A 13,351-nucleotide genomic window follows, 5' to 3' on the forward strand; every position below is an offset into this window, starting at 1 on the left:
CCGCTTTTATAAAAACGCTGCAGTGAGGTTTTTTTACTGTCCTGCCCCTTCTTATTCGTCTCGTTACCAAGCGCCTCTTTTTCTCAAGGATTTCTCATGATTCAGGACACTGCTCAACGCCCTGCACTTCGTTCGCAACGCTTGAACCAGATCACCCACGAGCCTCACACCAAACTCGATGCCTTGGTCAAAGCCCACGCACCGTTTGAAACCCAGGCCAACTTTGCCCGTTTTGTGGTGGCGCAGTATCTGTTCCAGTCGGAACTGGTGTCGCTGTACAACGATGCAGATCTGACGGCCATCGTTGCGGACTTGCCCGCGCGTTGCCGTGCTGAAGCGGCCAAGGCTGACCTGGCGGATCTGGACACTGAAGTGCCGGCACCGGTGGCTGGCGCGGTGAAGAACCCGAGCAAGGCCGAAGCGCTGGGTTGGCTGTTCGTTTCCGAAGGTTCGAAGCTGGGCGCAGCGTTTCTGATCAAGCGTGCTGTCGGTCTCGGTTTGAGCGAAACGTTCGGCGCCCGTCATCTCGGGGAACCGGCCGGCGGCCGCGCTGAAGGCTGGAAAAGCTTCGTCAAAACTCTCGACTCGTTGGCGTTCAGCGCTCAGGAAGAAGCTGAAATCGAGCAAGCCGCTGTTGATGCATTCAACCGCTTCACCGTGCTACTGGAACAGGCTTACACCACCACCCCCGAACTCGCCTGACACAACACCCTCCCTGTGGGAGCGGGCTTGCCCGCGATGACGGCTTACTATTCAACAGAGATGCTGAATGTTGTATCGCCATCGCGGGCAAGCCCGCTCCCACAGGGGACGGAGCAAGTCTGCAAGATTCCGATCCGCCGAGTACCCGCTCCCTTAAGCACATGCCTCAACCAGCCTCCTCAAAACTCGCCCGCATTCTGTTCGGCCTTCTGGCCTACCTCAGCCTGGGCATCGGCCTGATCGCCATCGTCATCCCCGGCCTGCCGACCACCGAGTTCATCCTGCTCGCCGCCTGGGCCGCGACCAAGAGTTCGCCGCGCCTGAGTGCCTGGCTGGAAAACCATCGGCTGTTCGGGCCGATCCTCTGCAACTGGCGCAACGGCAAAATCATCGCGCGTCGAGCCAAAGTCAGCGCCACCGTGAGCATGCTGCTGTGCGCCGGGTTGATGCTGGTCATGCTCGATCACGGCTGGGCGATTTACCTGGCCATTGCAGGCATGAGCCTGGGCAATCTGTGGATCTGGTCACGACCGGAATCACTACCGAAAATCTCCTGATTTTTTGTCCTTTTCAGGGAGTTTTCCTGCGCAAACGTTCAACCATGACCGTTCGTCGGAGCCACCATCATGCATGCTCGCCCCACGCCGATGTGCATTAAATGGCGCTGAATGGATTTGGCGACCGGGTCGACCTCGACTCACAGTCAACACTTCATCCCTTCGCGAGTTCGCCCTATGTTTGACTCTCTCTCTATCCGCCTGAAAATCGTCATGCTGTCCGGCCTGTGCCTGCTGGGCGTGGTCGCGTTGATCGTCAGCATGAACTTCTACCAGACCAATCAGAACGATGAGCTGGTCAGCGCCTCGAGCAGCAAGATGCTCACCGCCAGCGTGCAGGACCTGCTCCAGGCCAAGGCTGCCGAGCAAGCGGTGCGGGTGCAGAAGACCTTCGGCGAAAGTCTGCTGGTGGTGACCGCCCTGGCCGATCAGATCAAAGACATGCGGACAATGGCCGCCAAGCGCTCGCTTGAGGCCGGTGCCCTGCGTGAAGAGTTGAACCAGAGCCTGAAAACCGCGTTCGAGCGCAACAACAAAGTGCTGGGGATCTGGCTGGCGTTCGAACCAAACGGGCTGGACGGCAAGGACAGCGAGTTCGCCAACGATGCGGCCCGCCAGTCCAACGAAATCGGACGTTTCGCCAGTTACTGGAGCCGTGCCGGTGGCCCCGGGATCAACACGGTCATGGTCGAAGACGACATGACCAAAACCACCTTGAGCCTCAGCGGCACGCCTTACAACAGCTGGTACACCTGCCCTCGTGACAGCAAGCGCACCTGCCTGCTGGACCCGTATGCCGACACCGTTGGCGGCAAGGAAATGCTGATGACCACGATTTCCGTACCGCTGCTGGTGGACGGCAAATCCATCGGCGTGGTCGGTATCGACATTGCCCTCGACGCCCTGCAAGCCGCCGCGGTCGATTCCCAACGCGACCTGTTCAACAGCGCCGGGCACATGCTGATCGTCTCCGGCAGCGGTGTATTGGCCGGTTACAGTATCGACGCGAGCAAGGTCGGGAAAAACATCGGTGAAACCCTGGGTGCGGAAGGCAAAGACGTCCTGCAACTGCTCAGCGGCGGCGCCCCGAAGATTCTCGAACAAGGCGAGTTGATTCGCGCGGTGTACCCGGTCAGCCCGATTGCCGACTCCAAAGCCTGGGGCGTGGTGATCGACCTGCCGAAACAAGTGCTGCTGGCCGATTCGGTCAAGCTGCAAGCGGTGCTCGATGACGCCCAGCAAAGCGGCACGATCAAAGCGGTGCTGGTGGCTGTCGCAGCCGGCCTGGTCGGTCTGTTGCTGATCTGGCTCACCGCCTCGGGCGTGACCCGGCCGATCAACAGCGTTGCCGAGATGCTCAAGGCGATTGCCAGCGGCGACGGCGACCTGACGCAGCGTCTGCACTACAGCAAGAAGGATGAACTGGGCGAACTGGTCAGCTGGTTCAACCGTTTCCTCGACAAGCTGCAACCGACCATTGCGCAGATCAAACAAAGCATCACCGACGCCCGTGGCACCGCCGACCAGTCCTCGGAAATCGCCCGCCAGACCAGCGAAGGCATGCAGGTGCAGTTCCGCGAAATCGACCAGGTCGCCACCGCCTCCAACGAAATGAGCGCCACCGCCCACGACGTCGCCAACAGCGCGTCGAACGCGGCCAATGCCGCTAAAGGTGCCGATCAATCGGCTCGCGACGGCATGTCGATCATCGAACGCAGCACCCGCGACATCAATCAACTGGCCGACGAAGTCAGCAAGGCCGTGACCGAAGTCGAGGCGCTGGCGGTCAACAGCGAGCAAATCGGTTCGGTGCTGGAGGTGATCCGCAGCATCGCCGAGCAGACCAATCTGCTGGCCCTGAACGCGGCCATCGAAGCGGCGCGTGCCGGCGAGAGCGGGCGTGGTTTTGCGGTGGTGGCTGACGAAGTCCGTAACCTGGCCAAACGCACCCAGGATTCGGTGGAAGAAATCCGCATCGTGATCGAGCGCATCCAGACCGGCACGCGCGGCGTGGTCGCCACCATGCATTCGAGCCAGACCCAGGCCCACAGCAACGCCGGGCAGATCCAGCAAGCGGTGCAGGCGTTGAGCAAAATCAGCGACGCGGTCACCGTGATCAGCGACATGAACCTGCAAATCGCCAGCGCCGCCGAACAGCAAAGCGCCGTGGCCGAAGAGGTCAACCGCAACGTCTCGGCGATCCGTACCGTCACCGAAACCCTGACCGGGCAAGCCACCGAATCGGCGCAGATCAGCAGCCAGCTCAACTCCCTGACCACCCACCAGATGAAATTGATGGACCAGTTCCGGGTGTAGCAAACAAACACAAATCCCTGTGGGAGCTGGCTTGCCGGCTCCCACAGGGTCAGATGTTCGTCAGGCAATCGGCGTTTTCATCTAACCGACCAGATTTTTGATCTATGCTCGGGCTCTCGTTCCGGAGGGCCTTCGATGACTGGTTTACTCTCGTCCATTCAAGCCGCACTCGGCTTGCCTCACACGCCGATTCCTTTTACGTCGAGCGGCGCCCTGCCCTCGGCGTTTGCCGTAACTGACCTGGCCTGTGCCAGCATCGCTGTCGCAGGCCAGGCGGTCGGCGAATTACTGCAGCAACACACCGGTCGTTTGCCCAGCCTTGAAGTCGACCGACGCCTGGCCTCCTTCTGGTTTGCCACCTCGATTCGTCCCGTGGGCTGGAGCGTTCCACCGCTGTGGGACCCGGTGGCCGGTGACTACGCGACCAAGGATGGCTGGATCCGCTTGCACACCAACGCGCCGCATCACCGCGCCGCCGCTGAAAGCGTGCTCGGCGCCTGTGCCGACCGTACGGCGATGGCGAGCAAGGTTGCGCAATGGGCCAAAACTGATCTGGAACAGGCCGTGGTCGAGGCCGGTGGGTGCGCCGCCGAGATGCGTAACTGGGCGCAATGGCAGGCGCATCCCCAAGGGTTGGCGGTGAACGCCGAACCGTTGATTCAGTTCAGCGCCGCTTCCTCTCAACAGCCGAAATCGTGGCAGGGTTCTGTGGCGCAACCCTTGGCCGGGATCAAGGTGCTGGACCTCACGCGCGTGCTCGCCGGCCCCGTCGCCAGTCGTTTTCTCGCGGGCCTCGGCGCCGATGTGTTGCGCATCGATCCACCGACCTGGAACGAACCGGGCGTGGTGCCGGAAGTCACGTTGGGCAAACGCTGCGCGCGGCTGGACTTGCACAACAACGACGACCGAGCGGTGTTCGAAAGCTTGCTCAAGGATGCTGATATCGTGCTCCACGGCTACCGCGCCGATGCCCTGGAAAAGTTGGGCTATGGTGTCGCCGAGCGTCAAAAACTGGCGCCGGGCCTGATTGACGTGTGCCTCAACGCCTACGGCTGGAGCGGCCCGTGGCAGAACCGTCGCGGCTTCGACAGCCTGGTGCAGATGAGCAGCGGCATTGCCGACGCGGGCAGACAGTGGAAGAAAGCAGACAAGCCGACGCCGCTGCCAGTGCAGGCGCTTGATCATGCAACCGGGTATTTGATGGCGGCTGCGGCGATCACCTTGTTGGGACGGGGTGGGTCGACCCGGTTGTCGTTGGCGCGCACGGCGAAGTTGTTGATTGAAAACGGCGTGGGAACCGATGAGGCGCTGCGAGCAGAAGATGAAAACGATCAAGGCATGCTGGTTGAGCAGACACCTTGGGGGCCGGCGCATCGGCTTCATGTGCCGCTGAAAATCACCGGGACGCCGTTGCAATGGGCGCTTCCGGCCTCGGAATTGGGTTCCCATCGCGCGCAATGGTGGTGACCGTTCTGGCCCCATCGCCAGCAGGCTGGCTCCCACAGTGAATTTGTATCGTTCACAAAACCTGTGGAAGCCAGCCAAACCAAATCATCAAAATCAAGACAGTTGCCCACAGCGGATTTATGTCGATCACAAAATCTGTGGGAGCCAGCCTGCTGGCGATGAGGCCGGAACAAACAACTCAATCCATCCGGCTCAGCGATGTCCAAAGCACCTGCGCCGCATAACCTCGCCAAGGTCGCCAAGCTTCAGCCCGCCTCAACAAATCCCGCGCTGTAACCGGCCCACCCTCAAGCGCCGCCAGCGCATTGATCAACCCCACATCCCCACTGGGAAACGCATCCATCTCCCGCAACTGGCGCAACGCAATGTACTGCGCCGTCCAGTCGCCAATCCCGTGCAACGCCAGCAACCGCGCCACCCCGCCCTCTCGTTCTGGCTCAAACAGCAAGGGATCGTCCAGCACCGCCTGAGCCACGCCGGACAAGGTCCGACCGCGACTTTTCGGCATCCGCAACGTCGCCAGATCCGCTATCGCCAACACCGCAGCATCAGGAAACACATGGGTCAATCCCGGCATCGGCACCTGCAAGGGCTGCCCATATTGCGCCACCAGTTTCCCCGCCAGCCTGATAGCTGCGCCCACGGGAATCTGCTGGCCAAGCACCGCACGAATGGCCAACTCCAGCCCATCCCACGCGCCCGGCACCCGCATCCCTGGGCGTTCGGCCATCAACCGTTCCATCAACGAATCACCCGCTAACTGGCGATGGATCGCAGGCAAATCCGCATCCAGATCAAACATCCGCCGCAGCCGCGTGACGATCTGCGGCACGGCCGTCGGATCAGGAAAATCCAGCGTCACTTCCAGCGCATCGTCTGCCACGGGCCTGATCGAAAACCTGCCGTGTACACCGTTCAACCCGATGCTGCGCGAGTAAACGCCATCGACCACCGCTTCCATTCCGGCCACAGCCCGCGCCGACAAAAATCCCAGCATCGCCGGCCAGTCGTAAGGCGGTTGATACGTCAGCAACAACCTCAAAACGACAACAATCCGCTGTACAACCCGTAGGCCGCCAGCCCAGCGCCGCTGATCACGCAGGTGAAAATGCCTTTCTCGATATGAGTAAACAGAGGCTCCCCCTGTTCGTGTTTGGCCTTGGCAAACAAGATCACCCCCGGCGCATACAACAGCGCCGACAGCAGCAAATACTTCACCCCGCCTGCATACAACAACCACACCGCGTAACCCAGGGCGATGCCGCCGATCATCAGGTCCTTGGTGCGTTCGGCCGACGCGTGTTCGTAGGTTTCGCCGCGTCCGCTCAACAGCACTGCATACGCCGCCGACCACAGGTAAGGCACCAGAATCATCGACGACGCGAGGTAGATCAGGCTGGTGTAAGTGCCGGCGGAAAACAGCGTGATCAACAGGAAAATCTGGATCATCACGTTGGTCAGCCACAGCGCATTGACCGGCACGTGGTTGGCGTTTTCCTTGGTCAGGAAGGCCGGCATGGTCTTGTCTTTAGCCGTGGCGAACAGGATTTCAGCGCAGAGCAGCGCCCAGGACAACAACGCACCGAGCAGCGAAATCGCCAGGCCGATGCTGATCAGCAGCGCGCCCCAAGGGCCGACGATGTGCTCCAGTACCGCCGCCAGTGACGGGTTTTGCAAGTTGGCTAATTCGGGCTGGCTCATGATCCCCAGGGACAACACGTTCACCAGCACCAGCAGGGCCAACACGCCGAGAAAACCGATGACCGTCGCCCGACCGACATCCGAGCGTTTCTCCGCCCTTGCCGAATACACACTGGCGCCTTCAATACCGATGAACACGAACACGGTGACGAGCATCATGTTGCGCACCTGGTCCATCACGCCGCCAAAATTCGGGTTGCTGTGGCCCCAGATGTCCCGGGTGAAGATGTCCGCCTTGAAGGCCACAGCGGCGATCACGATGAACATGATCAGCGGCACGATCTTGGCCACGGTGGTCAGCTGGTTGATGAAGGTTGCCTCCTTGATCCCGCGCATCACCAGAAAATGCACGGCCCACAGAAGCACCGAGGCGCAGCCGATGGCGATCGGCGTGTTGCCCTGGCCAAATACCGGAAAGAAATAACCGAGGGTGCTGAACAGCAACACGAAGTAACCGACGTTGCCCAGCCAGGCGCTGATCCAGTAACCCCAGGCGGACGAGAACCCCATGTAATCGCCGAAACCGGCCTTGGCGTAGGCGTACACCCCGGAGTCCAGTTCAGGTTTGCGATTGGCCAGGGTCTGGAACACGAAGGCCAGGGTCAGCATGCCCACGGCGGTGATCGCCCAACCAATCAAGATCGCCCCGGCATCGGCACGGGCGGCCATGTTTTGCGGCAGGGAAAAAATCCCGCCGCCGATCATTGATCCCACCACCAGTGCAATCAGCGCACTCAAGCGAAGTTTTTGCGTCGGTTGCGACATCCTGCATCCCCTTTTCACTGCATCGCCACTATGGATAACTTCAACTAAACAGGTAACGGTTTTTAGCGTTTATTAGATAAGGGTGAATAACGTCTTTTATTTATAGCCGATGATTCTATCGCAATCGGTGTTTAACAGTTTTGTGTGTCAAATCTAATAAATCAATTCTGCACTGAAAACAGTTGGCAAAATTTGCGGAAAACGGAAAACGGACTAGCTTAAAAGCTGCGAACACTACACGTTATTCCTGCTTGATCTGGCCGAGCCTCTGGACAGGGCTTTTCCGGCGATATCGTTATGCCCGGGAAAGATTCTTAAGTCTTTCATTATCAATGGAATGTGCCCATGCACTGATCTAAGTCAGCTGACTGAATAGCTAACAGAATTAATCTGTTGTCTCTCTTCTCCTGCATTGGAGTCATGCAATGTCTGAATCCCCCGGAAAACTAAAGCTGGGCGCACTGGTTGCGTTGGTTGTCGGCTCAATGATTGGCGGCGGGATTTTTTCCCTGCCGCAAAACATGGCCGCCAGCGCCGACGTCGGCGCCGTACTGATCGGTTGGGCCATTACCGCGGTCGGCATGCTGACCCTGGCCTTCGTCTTCCAGACCCTTGCCAACCGAAAACCCGATCTGGATGGCGGTGTCTACGCCTACGCCAAGGCCGGGTTCGGCGACTACATGGGTTTCTCGTCCGCCTGGGGTTACTGGATCAGTGCCTGGCTGGGCAACGTCGGCTACTTCGTTCTGCTGTTCAGCACCCTCGGCTACTTCTTTCCCATTTTTGGTGAGGGGAATACGGTTGCTGCGGTGATCGGTGCGTCGGTGCTGCTCTGGGGTGTGCATTTCCTCGTGCTGCGGGGGATCAAGGAAGCGGCGTTCATCAACCTGGTGACCACCGTCGCCAAGATCGTGCCGCTGCTGCTGTTTGTGCTGATCGCGATATTCGCCTTCAAACTGGACATCTTCACTGCTGACATCTGGGGTGTGAAAAACCCGGACCTGGGCAGCGTGATGAACCAGGTGCGCAAGATGATGCTGGTCACCGTCTGGGTGTTCATCGGCATTGAAGGCGCGAGCATTTTTTCGGCCCGCGCGGAAAAACGCAGCGACGTCGGCAAGGCCACAGTGATCGGTTTCATCACCGTGTTGCTGTTTCTGGTGCTGGTGAACGTGCTGTCGCTGGGCATCATGACCCAACCGGAACTGGCCAAACTGCAGAACCCGTCGATGGCCGCGGTGCTGGAACATATCGTCGGTCCGTGGGGCGCGGCGCTGATCAGCGTCGGTCTGATCATTTCCCTGCTCGGTGCGTTGCTGTCGTGGGTGCTGTTGTGTGCGGAGATCATGTTCGCCGCAGCCAAGGACCACACCATGCCGGAATTCCTGCGCAAGGAGAACGCCAACCATGTGCCGGTCAACGCCTTGTGGCTGACCAACGCGATGGTGCAGCTGTTCCTGATCATCACTTTGTTTTCGGCCAGTACTTACCTGTCGCTGATCTACCTCGCCACTTCAATGATTCTGGTGCCGTATCTGTGGTCCGCGGCTTATGCGCTGCTGCTGGCGGTGCGCGGCGAGAGTTATGAGAACGACCCGGGCGAACGCTCGAAGGATTTGCTCATCGGCGCCATTGCGGTGATCTACGCAGTCTGGCTGGTCTACGCAGGCGGAACCAAATACTTGCTGTTGTCTGCCCTGCTCTATGCGCCCGGGGTCATCCTGTTCGCCAAGGCCAAGCGAGAACTCGGAAAACCGGTTTTCACCAACGTCGAGAAGCTGATTTTCGCCGCAGTCGTCGTGGGCGCCCTGGTGGCGGCTTACGGGCTGTATGACGGCTTCCTGACCCTGTAACACACGACTTGTTTTGTCATCTGGAGGATCACTGTAATGACCACGGAAAAAGTTAAGTACGGCGTACATTCCGAAGCCGGCAAACTGCGCAAAGTCATGGTTTGCTCTCCAGGCCTGGCCCATCAGAGGCTGACCCCGAACAACTGCGACGAACTGCTTTTCGATGATGTGCTATGGGTCGCCCAGGCCAAGCGTGACCACTTCGACTTCGTCACCAAGATGCGTGAACGCGGAGTCGACGTGCTGGAAATGCACAACCTGCTGACCGACATCGTCGCCATCCCTGAAGCCCTCGACTGGATTCTGGAACGCAAGGTCACCGCCAACTCGGTGGGCCTGGGTTTGATCAACGAAGTGGGTTCGTGGTTGCGCAGCCTGGAGCCGCGCAAGATCGCCGAGTTTCTGATTGGCGGTGTTTCCGCTGACGACTTGCCGGACAGTTTCGGCGGCAAGACCATCCAGATGTTCCGCGACTTCCTCGGCCACTCCAGCTTCATTCTGCCGCCGCTGCCCAACACCCAGTTCACCCGCGACACCACCTGCTGGATCTACGGCGGCGTGACGCTGAACCCGATGTACTGGCCGGCGCGCCGTCAGGAAACCCTGCTGGCCACCGCCATCTATAAATTCCACCCACAGTTCACCAACGCCGACTTCGAAATCTGGTACGGCGACCCGGACAAGGAACATGGCAGCTCCACCCTTGAAGGCGGCGACGTGATGCCGATCGGCAACGGTGTGGTGTTGATTGGCATGGGCGAACGCTCGTCCCGCCAGGCCATCGGCCTACTGGCGGTGAACCTGTTCAAGAACAAAGCCGTGGAGAAAATCATTGTTGCCGGCCTGCCGAAATCCCGCGCGGCGATGCACCTGGACACGGTGTTCAGCTTCTGCGACCGCGACCTGGTGACGATCTTCCCGGAAGTGGTGAACCAGATAGTCGCCTTCACCCTGCGCCCTGATGAAGGCAAACCGGGCGGCATCGACATTCGCCGCGAAGAAACCAACTTCCTCGACACCGTGGCCAAGGCCCTGAATCTCAAAGCGCTGCGCGTGGTGGAAACCGGCGGCAACAGCTTCGCCGCCGAACGCGAGCAATGGGACGACGGCAACAACGTGGTGGCCGTGGAGCCGGGCGTGGTGATCGGTTATGACCGCAACACCTACACCAACACCCTGCTGCGCAAGGCCGGTGTGGAAGTCATCACCATCAGCGCCGGCGAACTCGGACGCGGCCGTGGCGGCGGCCACTGCATGACCTGCCCGATCATCCGCGACCCTATCGATTACTAAACGACCATCTCCCCGGCCGCACTAACCCCGTAGCGGTCGGGCCGATTACCGAATCCAAGGAGAATCATCATGGCGTTCAACATCCACAATCGTAATTTGCTGAGCCTGGAGCACCACACCCCTCGCGAATTGCGCTACCTGCTCGATCTGTCCCGCGACCTCAAGCGCGCCAAGTACACCGGCACCGAGCAGCAACACCTCAAGGGCAACAATATCGCGCTGATCTTCGAAAAAACCTCGACCCGCACCCGTTGCGCCTTCGAAGTCGCGGCCTATGACCAGGGTGCCAACGTCACCTACATCGACCCGAATTCCTCGCAAATCGGCCACAAGGAAAGCATGAAGGACACCGCCCGCGTTCTGGGGCGCATGTACGACGCCATCGAATACCGTGGCTTCAAGCAGGAAATCGTCGAGGAACTGGCCAAGTTCGCCGGTGTGCCAGTGTTCAACGGCCTGACCGATGAGTACCACCCGACGCAAATGATCGCCGACGTGCTGACCATGCGCGAAAACGCGGACAAACCTATCCACGAAATCAGCTACGCCTACCTGGGCGATGCCCGCAACAACATGGGCAACTCGCTGCTGCTGGTCGGCGCCAAGCTGGGCATGGACGTGCGCATCTGCGCGCCCAAAGCCCTGTGGCCAACAGATGATCTGGTGGCTCGCTGCAAAAAATACGGTGAAGAAAGCGGCGCCCGCATCACGCTGACCGAGGACCCGAAAGCCGCGGTCAAAGGCGTGGACTTCATCCACACCGACGTGTGGGTGTCGATGGGCGAGCCGGTCGAAGCCTGGGCCGAACGCATTCAGCAACTGCTGCCGTACCAGGTCAACGCAGAACTGATGAAAGCAACCGGCAACCCGCGCACCAAGTTCATGCACTGTCTGCCGGCGTTCCATAACAGCGACACCAAGATCGGCAAACAGATTGCCGAGCAGTACCCGAATTTGAGCAACGGCATCGAAGTCACCGATGACGTGTTCGAGTCGCCGGCCTGCATCGCCTTCGAGCAAGCGGAAAACCGCATGCACACGATCAAGGCGATTCTGGTGTCGACGTTGGCCGATCTCTAACGGCCCACTCGGCTCTCACTGACGGAACATGGTCAATGTGGGAGCTGGCCTGCCAGCGATGGCAACGCCGCGGTGCATCTGACAGACCGCGGCGATTCCATCGCGAGCAGGCTCGCTCCCACAGGGTCAGGGTTCCATCGACAGACCGAGTTGCCCGCTTACTGCTCTTTTAGAAGGAATGCATTATGCGTATCGTCGTTGCTCTGGGCGGTAACGCCCTGCTCCGCCGTGGTGAACCCATGACCGCGGACAATCAACGCGCCAACATCCGGATCGCCACCGAACAAATCGCCAAGATCCATGCCGGCAATGAACTGGTGATCGCCCACGGTAATGGTCCGCAGGTGGGCCTGCTGTCGCTGCAAGCCGCCGCCTACACCTCGGTTTCACCATATCCGCTGGACGTGCTCGGTGCCGAAACCGAAGGCATGATCGGCTACATCATCGAACAGGAACTGGGCAACCTGCTGGACTTCGAAGTGCCGTTCGCGACCCTGTTGACCCAGGTTGAAGTCGACGCCAACGACCCGGCCTTCCAGAACCCCACCAAACCCATCGGCCCGGTCTACGCCAAGGCCGAAGCGGAAAAACTCGCCGCCGAGAAAGGCTGGGCGATTGCCCCGGACGGCGACAAGTACCGCCGCGTGGTGGCCAGCCCGAGACCGAAACGCATCTTTGAAATCCGTCCGATCAAATGGCTGCTGGAAAAAGGCAGCATCGTGATCTGCGCCGGCGGTGGCGGCATTCCGACGATGTACGGCGCCCACGGCAAGCTGCAAGGCGTGGAAGCGGTAATCGACAAGGACCTGTGCTCGGCGCTGCTGGCCGAACAGCTGGAAAGCGATCTGCTGGTGATCGCCACCGACGTCAACGCGGCGTTCATCGATTACGGCAAACCGACCCAGAAAGCCATCGCCCAGGCCCACCCCGACGAAATGGAAAGACTCGGCTTCGCGGCCGGCTCCATGGGACCGAAGGTGCAGGCTGCCTGCGAGTTTGCCCGCCATACTGGAAAAACCGCGGTGATCGGTTCACTCTCGGACATCGAAGCGATCGTCCAGGGCAAGGCCGGCACCCGCATCAGCACGGCGACACCTGGCATAACTTACTTGTAAGGAGAAACGTCAATGGCAACGTTTGAGCCCGGTCACTTGCACATCGAGCGCCACGCGCTGACCCCGGATGATGTCAACTACAACGTGCACCTCGACTATGAGGTCAGCAAGAACGACAAAGGGGAAAAAGGCATCCAGTTCACCATGCATGGCAGCATTCAGGGCAAGGACATGTCAGAGCCCTTCTTTTTGCCCAAGGCGGAGGCTTACAACTTCGCCAACAACGTGACAAAAATCGCCGAGAAATACGGAATCCCGAAGTCACATAGCCAGATCGGCTCGGTTCACAAGCATTACGATTTAATGTTTGAAGACATCCGCAAGCAGCTGGATATGAAATCCGGAGACCCGGTAAACCTCGAGAACTTCGAGTAACCCGATTCCCCTGGATGAACGCTGTACCTGTGGGAGCGAGCCTGCTCGCGATGGCGGAGTATCAGTCGACATTGATGGTGACTGATACTCCGCCATCGCCGGCAAGCCGGTCTCGCTCCTACATTGA

Annotated in this window: 10 protein-coding genes and 2 pseudogenes; 10 read left to right on the plus strand and 2 right to left on the minus strand. The window is 59.7% G+C overall.

Annotated features, from left to right (window positions below):
* Nucleotides 1-96 precede the first annotated feature (96 nt).
* The 5 genes and pseudogenes from ACYZT8_RS22875 to ACYZT8_RS22895 all read left to right on the plus strand — a co-directional run bounded on the left by ACYZT8_RS22875 (nt 97) and on the right by ACYZT8_RS22895 (nt 5,042).
* Nucleotides 97-702 carry a biliverdin-producing heme oxygenase gene (locus ACYZT8_RS22875; RefSeq protein ID WP_461976154.1) on the plus strand — a complete coding sequence of 202 codons (606 nt, stop codon included), beginning with the start codon at nt 97-99 and terminating at the stop codon, nt 700-702.
* Between the two features lie 161 nt (nt 703-863).
* Nucleotides 864-1,259 (plus strand): YbaN family protein, encoded by a 396-nt coding sequence (locus tag ACYZT8_RS22880; protein ID WP_461976156.1) that lies wholly within the window; start codon nt 864-866, stop codon nt 1,257-1,259.
* 450 nt (nt 1,260-1,709) lie between these two features.
* Nucleotides 1,710-2,669: pseudogene (locus ACYZT8_RS22885) on the plus strand (methyl-accepting chemotaxis protein); the annotation flags it as partial.
* A 378-nt stretch (nt 2,670-3,047) separates the two neighbouring features.
* Nucleotides 3,048-3,575: pseudogene (locus tag ACYZT8_RS22890) on the plus strand (methyl-accepting chemotaxis protein); the annotation flags it as partial.
* Nucleotides 3,576-3,710: 135 nt separating this feature from the next.
* On the plus strand, nt 3,711-5,042 hold the full coding sequence (locus ACYZT8_RS22895; protein ID WP_461976158.1) for a CoA transferase: 1,332 nt from the start codon (nt 3,711-3,713) through the stop codon (nt 5,040-5,042).
* A 178-nt stretch (nt 5,043-5,220) separates the two neighbouring features.
* On the opposite strand, the gene ACYZT8_RS22900 is transcribed toward ACYZT8_RS22895, so the two are convergent.
* Together ACYZT8_RS22900 and arcD (ACYZT8_RS22905) are read right to left on the minus strand one after the other, a co-directional pair.
* Nucleotides 5,221-6,084 carry a DNA-3-methyladenine glycosylase family protein gene (locus ACYZT8_RS22900; RefSeq protein ID WP_461976160.1) on the minus strand — a complete coding sequence of 288 codons (864 nt, stop codon included), beginning with the start codon at nt 6,082-6,084 and terminating at the stop codon, nt 5,221-5,223.
* Nucleotides 6,081-7,508 (minus strand): arginine-ornithine antiporter, encoded by a 1,428-nt coding sequence (arcD, locus tag ACYZT8_RS22905; protein WP_461955369.1) that lies wholly within the window; start codon nt 7,506-7,508, stop codon nt 6,081-6,083. Before arcD (ACYZT8_RS22905) ends, ACYZT8_RS22900 begins: the two co-directional genes overlap by 4 nt.
* Before the next feature lie 425 nt (nt 7,509-7,933).
* Here arcD (ACYZT8_RS22905) and arcD (ACYZT8_RS22910) point away from each other — a divergent pair, with 425 nt between their 5' ends.
* From arcD (ACYZT8_RS22910) to ACYZT8_RS22930, 5 genes are all read left to right on the plus strand, one after another.
* Entirely contained in the window at nt 7,934-9,361 is a 1,428-nt protein-coding gene (gene arcD / locus ACYZT8_RS22910; RefSeq protein WP_461955370.1) for an arginine-ornithine antiporter, read from the plus strand.
* Between the two features lie 36 nt (nt 9,362-9,397).
* Nucleotides 9,398-10,654, plus strand: a complete 1,257-nt coding sequence (gene arcA, locus ACYZT8_RS22915; RefSeq protein WP_461976161.1) for an arginine deiminase — start codon at nt 9,398-9,400, stop codon at nt 10,652-10,654.
* 69 nt (nt 10,655-10,723) lie between these two features.
* Nucleotides 10,724-11,734 (plus strand): ornithine carbamoyltransferase, encoded by a 1,011-nt coding sequence (locus ACYZT8_RS22920; RefSeq protein ID WP_461976163.1) that lies wholly within the window; start codon nt 10,724-10,726, stop codon nt 11,732-11,734.
* A 185-nt stretch (nt 11,735-11,919) separates the two neighbouring features.
* Nucleotides 11,920-12,849: a carbamate kinase gene (gene arcC / locus ACYZT8_RS22925; RefSeq protein ID WP_461976165.1), complete on the plus strand. Its 930-nt coding sequence runs from the start codon at nt 11,920-11,922 to the stop codon at nt 12,847-12,849.
* Between the two features lie 12 nt (nt 12,850-12,861).
* Nucleotides 12,862-13,224, plus strand: coding sequence for a DUF5064 family protein (locus tag ACYZT8_RS22930; protein ID WP_461976167.1), 363 nt, complete (start codon nt 12,862-12,864; stop codon nt 13,222-13,224).
* Nucleotides 13,225-13,351 lie beyond the last annotated feature (127 nt).

The organism is Pseudomonas sp. LB3P93, from assembly GCF_054898025.1.

Coding starts and splice junctions, on each gene's coding strand:
- ACYZT8_RS22920 (WP_461976163.1), top strand. CDS start 10,724: ATGGCGTTCAACATCCACAATCGTAATTTGCTGAGCCTGGAGCACCAC.
- ACYZT8_RS22895 (WP_461976158.1), top strand. CDS start 3,711: ATGACTGGTTTACTCTCGTCCATTCAAGCCGCACTCGGCTTGCCTCAC.
- ACYZT8_RS22875 (WP_461976154.1), top strand. CDS start 97: ATGATTCAGGACACTGCTCAACGCCCTGCACTTCGTTCGCAACGCTTG.
- arcD (WP_461955370.1), top strand. CDS start 7,934: ATGTCTGAATCCCCCGGAAAACTAAAGCTGGGCGCACTGGTTGCGTTG.
- ACYZT8_RS22880 (WP_461976156.1), top strand. CDS start 864: ATGCCTCAACCAGCCTCCTCAAAACTCGCCCGCATTCTGTTCGGCCTT.
- arcC (WP_461976165.1), top strand. CDS start 11,920: ATGCGTATCGTCGTTGCTCTGGGCGGTAACGCCCTGCTCCGCCGTGGT.
- arcA (WP_461976161.1), top strand. CDS start 9,398: ATGACCACGGAAAAAGTTAAGTACGGCGTACATTCCGAAGCCGGCAAA.
- arcD (WP_461955369.1), bottom strand. CDS start 7,508: ATGTCGCAACCGACGCAAAAACTTCGCTTGAGTGCGCTGATTGCACTG.
- ACYZT8_RS22930 (WP_461976167.1), top strand. CDS start 12,862: ATGGCAACGTTTGAGCCCGGTCACTTGCACATCGAGCGCCACGCGCTG.